General features: G+C 45.4%; 9 protein-coding genes. 1 reads left to right on the top strand and 8 read right to left on the bottom strand.

From position 1 onward, the window contains the following. Positions 1–280: 280 nt before the first annotated feature. The 7 genes from HZY94_RS01245 to HZY94_RS01215 form a co-directional block, all read right to left on the bottom strand. Positions 281–1,102 (bottom strand): endonuclease/exonuclease/phosphatase family protein, encoded by an 822-nt coding sequence (locus HZY94_RS01245; RefSeq protein ID WP_179924689.1) that lies wholly within the window; start codon positions 1,100–1,102, stop codon positions 281–283. Positions 1,103–1,125: 23 nt separating this feature from the next. After that, entirely contained in the window at positions 1,126–3,318 is a 2,193-nt protein-coding gene (locus HZY94_RS01240; RefSeq protein ID WP_179924688.1) for a PTS transporter subunit IIBC, read from the bottom strand. Between the two features lie 186 nt (positions 3,319–3,504). Continuing rightward, positions 3,505–4,203: a winged helix-turn-helix transcriptional regulator gene (locus HZY94_RS01235; protein WP_179924687.1), complete on the bottom strand. Its 699-nt coding sequence runs from the start codon at positions 4,201–4,203 to the stop codon at positions 3,505–3,507. Positions 4,204–4,212: 9 nt separating this feature from the next. Continuing rightward, complete coding sequence (gene gndA / locus HZY94_RS01230; protein WP_179924686.1) at positions 4,213–5,637, bottom strand: NADP-dependent phosphogluconate dehydrogenase; 1,425 nt, start codon at positions 5,635–5,637, stop codon at positions 4,213–4,215. A gap of 107 nt (positions 5,638–5,744) precedes the next feature. Then, positions 5,745–6,278: a YceD family protein gene (locus HZY94_RS01225; protein WP_179924685.1), complete on the bottom strand. Its 534-nt coding sequence runs from the start codon at positions 6,276–6,278 to the stop codon at positions 5,745–5,747. A gap of 8 nt (positions 6,279–6,286) precedes the next feature. Beyond that, entirely contained in the window at positions 6,287–7,189 is a 903-nt protein-coding gene (htpX, locus tag HZY94_RS01220; protein WP_179924684.1) for a zinc metalloprotease HtpX, read from the bottom strand. Between the two features lies 1 nt (position 7,190). After that, entirely contained in the window at positions 7,191–7,754 is a 564-nt protein-coding gene (locus HZY94_RS01215; protein ID WP_179924683.1) for a LemA family protein, read from the bottom strand. 89 nt (positions 7,755–7,843) lie between these two features. Between HZY94_RS01215 and rsmG the strand changes: the two genes are divergently transcribed. Beyond that, a complete protein-coding gene (gene rsmG / locus HZY94_RS01210) occupies positions 7,844–8,557 on the top strand; it encodes a 16S rRNA (guanine(527)-N(7))-methyltransferase RsmG (RefSeq protein WP_179924682.1) in 714 nt (237 codons plus the stop codon). 66 nt (positions 8,558–8,623) lie between these two features. Here the strand turns inward: rsmG and HZY94_RS01205 are convergent. Further along, positions 8,624–9,076 (bottom strand): group II intron maturase-specific domain-containing protein (locus HZY94_RS01205; RefSeq protein ID WP_306538566.1); only part of this gene is annotated, 453 nt, incomplete at its 5' end.

Raw genomic sequence — 9,076 nt, 5'->3', positions numbered from 1 at the left:
ATTCTTCTTTAAAAGTAATGTCTAGGTCTTGAATTCCGAGTAATTTTTGAGTATTATAGTCCATATAAAGCAATTCCTATTCTGATGTTTTTTCCACTTATCAGTTTACTAGGAATTGCTTTTTTTTTGCACTCTGAATTACAAAAAAAGTTGCATGGAGAGAAAGCTTTCCACACAACTTATTATAGAACCAAAAAAGACTTGGACCATTTACGAACTCCCCAAGGAGCTTGGTCCAAGTCTTGCTATCAAATTCTAAAGCCACTTAGGGGCAGGTCTGTTAATGGGCCGGATAGGCTAGAACCTCCAAGCCAAAATGGTCGCTGACAATCGGACCAGCTACTCCGTCAAAAATCACAGCTGATCGCTCTACCTGCCAGCTAGGTGACAAGAAAGTAAAATCAATCCGAAGGGGAGGAGTTTTAGCCTCCCAACCATCGATATGTCCACCCATGGTAAATTCCCCCTGGACTTCTTTCGCCACCAAATGACTGTCCTGAAGTTGTAAGGGGCTAGCTAAAATATGCTCATAGCCCTCCTGACCGGCAGGATTATTAAAATCTCCCATTAACACGAGCGGAAGGGAACTAGCTTTGAGTTCTGCTTCCAAGCGCGCCCACTCAGCTTGGAACCCCTTGTTCCACCAAGAAAGATGGACACTGGCCACTTGAATAGCTTGCCCGTCCACTACTGTCTCCGCCAACAATACCTGACGCCGACGGTAGTCCTTGGGATCATCAATATCTGATACCAATAATTCCTTGGCCTCTAGCGGTTCCTTGGAGAGAATCGCCACTCCCTCATGGTAACGGTCATAACCAATGTGATTATAGGCCCAGCTCCAATAATACTGCAGACCTGCTTTTTGCAATTCACCCACCAGTACATGTGCAAAATGATCGTCATGAATAGCAAGAAGTGGCTGAGCTACTACATAGCCCGCCACTTCTTCCGCAGGGGAAGAGTTAATCTCCTGATTAACTTCTTGCAAACAAATGACATCATAATCCTCACGAACAATTTGTTGAACAAGGTCAGCCAATTTTTGTTCTGGCTCTTCCTCCATCCAAGAATGGGTGTTCAAGGTTAAGAATTTTGCCATTTTTTCCCTTTTCTAGTTTAAGATTATAGTTCAACAGTTGCGACTGTATCATCCTTGGTAACTGAACCAAGTTTGTTGACAGATACGCTTTGAACAAAGTCTTGGTTGGTGAAGACAACGATTGTAGCTGTTTCACGACCTGCTTCACGGATAGCATCCAAATCAGCGGTTACCAAACGATCGCCACGTTCCACTTTTTGACCTTCTGCCACATGAACGGTAAATGGCTTACCTTCCAAGCTGACCGTATCTAGACCAATGTGGATCAAGATTTCAAGTCCTTCTTCAGTCAAGAGACCGAGCGCGTGTTTGGTTGGGAAGATGCTGGTTACAGTTGCAGCAACAGGGGCATAGAACTCACCGTTGCTTGGTTCAACCGCAAATCCATCTCCCATCATTTTTTGAGAGAAGACTGGATCTGAAACAGAGGCCAATTCGATAGCCTTACCGTCAGCCACACTGGCAACTGCAACAGCTTTACCTTGAGGGGCAGAAGATTCTGCAGGAGCATCATCAAAGACTGTCATCACGGTTTGTGGAATCACGTCACCGGAATCCAAGAGGTCTTGGATATCTGATTTCAAGACATCTGCTTTTGGTCCGTAAATCGCTTGGACACCGGAGTCTTTCATAACAAGACCCATTGCTCCTTCTTTTTTCCACAAATCTTCTGATCCAACTTTATCAGGATCCTTAACAGTTACCCGAAGACGAGTCATACATGCATCAACATCGCTGATGTTGCTTGCTCCACCAAGTAGGTTGATAACGTTAACCGCTTGCGATGGAGCAGCTACTTTCCCATCACCAGAACCTGCTGCAGAGTCAGATGAAGCCATACCTTCTTCATAGTTGCCGTTCCGACCTGGTGTCGCGTAGTTGAATTTGCGAATCATAAAGTCTGAAACGAAGTACATCACAAGACCAAAGAGGGCAGTTACCCAAACAAAGTTTAGAATATCCATTCCCAAACCTGCATTAATCGCAAGTGGGGTACGGGTTAGGAATTCAATACTTCCGAAAGAGTGCATCCGCAAGTTCACAATATCTGCCATACCAAAAGCAAGACCTTGAATCAAAGCGTAGATAACATAAAGTGGCATCGCCACGAACATAAACATGTATTCAACAGGCTCAGTAACACCAGTTAGGAAAACTGCCAAGGCAGTTGCAGTAAGCATCCCTTTGTATTTCGCTTTTTTATCAGCATCCACATTTTTGTAGATCGCAAAAACGATACCCATCAAGATACCCATGGAACCAATCATTTGTCCAACTTTGAAGCGAGCAGGAGTGATTGTTTCTAGAAGAGTGTTGTAGGCAGCGGTATCACCGGCAGCCTTCAAGTTAGTCAAGTCAGTGACCCAAGCCAACCAGAGTGGATCTTGTCCAAATACAGTTTGACCTGCTGTTGCACCAGTCATGATCTCGTAAGTACCACCAAGAGCGGTATAGTTGATTGGGATGGTCAACATGTGGTGCAGACCAAATGGCAACAAGAGACGCTCCAAAGTACCAAAGAGGAATGGGGCAATAAATGGCGCATTTTCTTGAGAGTTGGCAATCCAAACACCGAAAGCGTTGATTCCAGACTGGATGACTGGCCATACAAGTGATAGGATAATCGCTACGATTACAGAACGTAGGATAACCACAAATGGTACAAACCGTTTTCCGTTAAAGAAGGAAAGCGCATCTGGAAGTTTACGGTAGTTGTAGTATTTGTTGTAGGCAGTTGCTCCAACAAATCCGGCAATAATTCCGACAAACACTCCCATATTCAAGGCAGGCGCTTCAAGGACACTTACAAAGTAGTCTGAAACCTTGATGGTTGATCCAAGCAAGGTTTGCACAGTTGCATCTGGATCACGCAACATATCGCCGTTCACACCAAGGATAACTCCTGTCAAGCGGCTCAATAGGATGAAGGAAAGTCCCGCAGCGAAGGCACCACCCGCACGTTCCTTAGCCCAGCTACCACCGATTGCAAGAGCAAAGAGGATGTGGAGGTTTCCGATAACACCCCAACCAATTTGCTCAAGCACGCTACCAATCATCACCAGAGCGCCAACTTCCGGTCCCAACATTGGGATCGATTTCCCGATGGAAATCATCAAACCAGCGGCTGGCATAACAGCGATAACCACCATCAGAGCTTTACCGAATTTTTGCCAGAATTCAAAGCTCGTTAGATTTTTGAATGCATCTTTCATCATACATCTCCTCATATATTTAATAACTTCACGATAGGCAATCGTTTGACTTACAACTTATTATACAGTATCCCTTCCTTTTTGTAAAGGTTTTCATAACTTTTTATTTAAAACTTTTAAAACGCTTTCCCGCTAGGCTGACGGAGTCTGATTAAAAAAAAGTTGTACGGGAGAATCCCCCATACAACTTTAAACCACAGCATCCCGCATTTTATAACCAACCCCCCGAACAGTCTCGATATAACTAGGCTGGCCTGGAACATCAATTTTACCGCGAAGGTAGCGGATATAAACATCCACGATATTAGTACCAGTCGGGTTCTCGTATTTCCAAATCCGCTCCAACAGCTCTTCCCGGCTAAGGGCACTGGAACTAGCCATCAGGGTCACTAGCAGGTCATACTCGCGGCGGGTTAGGGCTAGCGGCTCCCCATTGCGGTAAACCAAATGATTTACCAAATCAACCGTCAAATGGCGATGCTTGGTTATTTTTTGCATTTGGCTACAATGTTGGTCAATAAAATCCCGCCCTCTAAAGATAGAGGCAATTTGCTCCAACAAAATCGCTGCCACAAAGGGCTTCACGGCTGCTAAGACCGCATAACGTTGGATGAGCTCCTGCTGCAGCTGCAGATCCTCGGGGCTAGCCAAGGCAATCAAAACCGCTGCAGGCCGAACCTGTTCGAGGGTTTGGAAAAAGGCTTGGTTGGCTTCCAGGCCGGCTTGCAGGTCAAAAAGAAATAAGTCAATCGCCCTGTTGGCTGCTAATTCAAGGGCCTCCTGCTGGTCTTCAAGCCACTGAACTTCATAGCCAGCAGACTCCAACTCAAGGCTGAGGAAACGAGCCAAGTGGCAGTCCTGTTCAATTAGTACAATCCGTTTCCCCATAAGACCTCCTTATTCTTCAGAATACCAAGAGTAGTGGTAGATTCCTTCTTTATCTTTGCGTTCATAAGTATGAGCGCCGAAGTAATCTCGTTGAGCTTGAATCAAGTTGGCTGGTAAATCAGCAGCTCGGTAGCTATCATAGTAGTTAATCGCGCTTGCAAAGGTTGGCACTGGGACTCCGTGCTGGATCGCCAAGGCTACAACCTCACGCACCGCAGCTTGATAATCTGCAGTCACTTGACGGAAGTAGTCATTCAAAAGAAGATTTGGTAGATCGGCATCTTCCTTGTAGGCATCTGTAATTTTTTGCAAGAAACGAGCACGGATAATACATCCTGCACGCCAGATAGAGGCAATCTCCCCAAATGGTAGATCCCAGTTCTCTTCTTTACTTGCCACGCGCAATTGGGCGAAACCTTGTGCGTACGACATAATTTTTGAGAAGTAAAGGGCCTTACGGATTTTCTCAATCAACTCTGCCCGATCCCCTTCATAAGCTGCCGCAGAAGGTCCTGCTAGGACTTTGCTGGCTGCTAAACGCTCTTCCTTGTAGGTCGAGATATAACGTGCAAACACAGATTCTGTAATCAAGGGGAGTGGAACTCCAAGATCCAGAGCTGATTGGCTAGTCCACTTACCAGTCCCCTTATTACCGGCTGCATCCAAAATGTAGTCGACAATCGGTCCATCTTGTCCCTGATCATCCTTACGGCGAAGAATATCAGCTGTGATTTCAATCAGATAGGAATCCAATTCTCCTTGGTTCCACTCGGTGAAAATATCAGCCATTTCTTCTGCAGACAAACCAAGTAGACCTTTCATAAGGTCATAACTTTCAGCAATCAATTGCATGTCCCCATACTCAATGCCGTTGTGGACCATTTTAACGTAATGACCTGCACCATTTGGACCAATATAGGTCACACAAGGAGCACCATCTTCAGGCGCCTTGGCAGAAATTTCTTCCAAAACATCGGCAACCAATTCATAGGCCTCTTTTTGACCACCTGGCATGATAGATGGCCCTTCCAAGGCTCCCTTTTCACCACCAGAAACACCTGTTCCAATAAAGTTAATACCAGAATCTGCTAGCTCCTCATTCCGACGAATGGTATCTTTGTAGAAGGTGTTTCCTCCATCAATAAGGATATCCCCTTTGTCCAAGTAAGGAAGGAGCGCCTGAATAGTCGCATCCGTACCTGCACCCGCCTGAACCATCAACATAATGCGACGTGGTTTTTCAATCGATGCCACAAATGATTCCACATCATAGCTCGGCACAAAATTCTTATCGGGATGGCTTGCAATAACATCCTCTGTCTTTTCTTTACTACGGTTATAAATAGCAACCGTATAGCCACGAGACTCAATATTGAGCGCCAAATTGCGTCCCATAACAGCCATACCAACAACACCAAAATTTGCTTTTGACATGAGTTTCTCCTTAAACTATTTGCTTCCATTATACCACCTAAAAAAATCTTCTGCAATTTTTCGAAAACGGCAAAAAACCTGGAAGTTGCACTTCCAGGAAATAAAGGTTAATCTTCTGTAAACAAATCTTGAAGCGAGGCAAAAGGGCTATTCTCTTTCTTGGCCTCAGCCTGTTGCTGAAGGTAGTCTTCCTCTGAAAGAACCTGCCAAGACTGGCCCTGGGGCATACTGGCTTCCGCTTCCTCTTCTGGTGTCAGAACTTTAAGCGGAATTTCTAACAAGATATTGTCGGCGACACTATCCTCCAAGCTAATCCCTTCTCCTTCAATCGGTAGCAGATACAAAGCCTCCTCGTCGCTCAAAGCAGAAGCCTCTTCAGAATCACCGAAAACCTCTGTAATCGGACGATTTTCTTCAAGGACCACAGGTTCTAGACTGCGACTAGAGGCCAGGGTAATTTCATAGGACAATTGATAGTCTAGGAAATAGAGACCTTTTTCATAAGTCACTTTCCCAACGGCCCGCAAGTGCTGTAAATCCAAAATCTCTGGATTGCGCTCCTGTAGGGATTTCAATAAATCCAGTTCTTGGTCAAAGCTAAGGCCATCCGGCTGACGGCGAATTTCTTGTAAATGAAACATGGTTCTCCTTACATTTCTTCCAAACGAGCAATTCGTTCAGGAATCGGTGGGTGGGTGTAGAACAGCCGCTGTAGGCTGCTGGTCTTGCGAGGTTCATTGATGTAGAGAGCCGCACTGGCATCATCTACGGGACGCTTACTAGCTGGTCCCCCTTCTAGTTTTTGAAGGGCGGAAATCATCCCTTTGGGATTGCGTGTCAATTCCACACTGGAAGCATCTGCCAAAAACTCCCGCTGACGGGAAATGGCTAGCTGCACCAAGGTTGCTGCCAAGGGGGCCAAGACAATCGCTAACAAGGACAAGAGCAGAAAAATCACATTAGCTGCACCCTGTTGGTTCTCATCAGAGGACGAACGCCGACGGCCACCCATACTGTACCAGAGATTTCTCCCAGCTATATTAGATAACATGGTCACCGCGCTGGTCAAGGCCACAGCAATAGTCGAAATGCGAATATCATAATTACGGATATGACTGACTTCATGGCCCATCACCGCTTCTAACTCTTGACGGTTCATCATATTTAACAAACCTGTCGTCGCAGCAACGGCAGCATTTTTGGGATTAGAGCCTGTCGCAAAGGCGTTGGGAGACGGATCCTGAACCACATAAACCCGTGGCATGGGAATCTGCGCCACTAACGCCATATCTTCCACAATATGGTAGTAGTCCGGGTAATCCTTCTCCTGAATTTCCTGAGCTCCGTTCATATACATGACCATTTCCGTCGCTTGGAAAATCATGCTCAGAGCATAGATACCACCAATGATAAAGGCTGTTAAAACACCACCCCAGACATTTCCCAACCAGAGATAACCAACTGCAGCTCCTATCAAAGCCAAGAGGAGAAAAAAGACAAAGAGCAATACCCAGGTACGCCTTTTATTACTTGCAATTTGGTCAAATAACATGTTAGTCTCCTAGCCCATTACTTCCAAAATCAATTTTCGGAACTGCCTTTTCTGCTTCAGGAATTTGGAGGAAGTCCTCTGGTTGAAAATGGAAAAAGTTGGCAATGATATTGGTTGGAACCGTCTCTAATTTTGTATTGTATTTCGCAGTTACGCTATTATAGAGCTGACGTGAGTAGGCAATTTTATTTTCTGTATTGGTCAACTCCTCTTGCAGCTGCAAATAATTGGTGTTGGCCTTCAAATCTGGATAATTCTCTGCAATCGCAAAGACTCCTGACACCTGGCGACTAAGGGCATCACTGGCTGCCATGGCCTCGGCTGGATTTGCCGCTTGCTGAACCTGGGTGCGGAGGCTGGTAATTTTATCCAGGGTAGACTGCTCGTACTTGCCGTAGCCTTTCACCGTTTCAATCAAATTCGGAATTAAATCATTGCGGCGCTTTAATTGTACATCGATCTGACTCCAGGCTTCCTGGGTCTGCATCCGGGCACGAATCAGGCCATTATAAGCCACTACTCCAAAAACAAGTAGGACAATTAAAATTCCAATAATAAGCAACATGTAGCGACATCCTTCCTTCTATAAAGCTAGTACTAGTATATCAAAATTAGGGGTAAATGTGTTAGAATAAAGGGAAAGAGGGAGGGGTTATGAAACCAGAATTATTCTACCAAAAACTTGAAGAACAGGGATTTTCCCTGACGGAAAAACAAAAACAACAATTTGAAGATTACTATACATTACTCGTTGAATGGAATCAAAAAATCAATCTCACAGCCATCACGGAGAAAGACGAAGTCTACCTCAAACACTTCTATGACTCCTTGGCTCCTGTCCTCATGGGCGAGATCACTAATCAGCCCTTAGAGCTACTTGATATCGGAGCGGGAGCTGGTTTTCCGAGTCTGCCTATGAAAATTTTACTACCTGAACTAGAAATCACCATTATTGACTCGCTCAATAAACGTATCCAGTTCCTAGAGCTGCTGGCTGACAAACTTCAACTAGACAAGGTTCACTTTATCCATGGCCGTGCCGAAGATTTAGGACAAGACAAGAGCTACCGGGCCCACTTTGACATCGTCACCGCCCGAGCAGTCGCGCGACTTCCTATCCTTGCAGAATTGACAATTCCCTTTCTCAAAATCGGTGGTCGCCTCCAAGCCCTCAAGGCCAGCGATGCACAAGAAGAGATCCAGGAAGCCCAAAATGCTTTAACCACCCTCTTCACCAAGATTGTTCACTCTCAAAACTACCAACTGCCTAATGGCGATCCCCGTACCTTAACAACCTTGGAAAAACGCAAAGAGACACCTAACAAGTATCCACGCAAGGCCGGGATTCCCAACAAACGCCCCTTATAGAATCGAGTAGAGGCTAATTTCTAGTCCCTCTCACACCACCGTGCGTGCCGTTCGGCACACGGCGGTTCAACTAACTTTTAACGCATGTCGTTTAAGATAGAAATCTAGACAAGAAACCAGTCCTCTTTTAGTAAGGGCTGGTTTTGATATAGCTCGCTTTAAGACTGACTTTTGTGCCACTAGTTGATAGTGGTTACCCCAGCCAGATACTTTATCGGCTATCCATTTCGGAACACCTAGTTTCAGAAGTCCCCATAGTCGTCTCGATTTTTTCTTCCATTGCTTCCAGATAATGACTCGGATACGAGTTCGTAAACGCTCATCTATTTGCGTCAGTATCGTCTTCATATTACCAAGTGAGAAGTAATTTACCCAACCGCGGATAACCCAATTTAATCGTTCAATCCGTGTCGTTAGGTCAATGCTCCACTTCCTCGTCGTTAGTCGCTTCAGCTTGCGCTTAAAACTCTGTACACTATCTTGATGGGGACGGCATGTCCAGCCTTTCGGAGATTTCCA

The organism is Streptococcus danieliae (genome assembly GCF_013415245.1).
Taxonomy (GTDB): domain Bacteria; phylum Bacillota; class Bacilli; order Lactobacillales; family Streptococcaceae; genus Streptococcus; species Streptococcus danieliae_A.
This window is presented reverse-complemented; position numbering and strand designations above follow the sequence as displayed.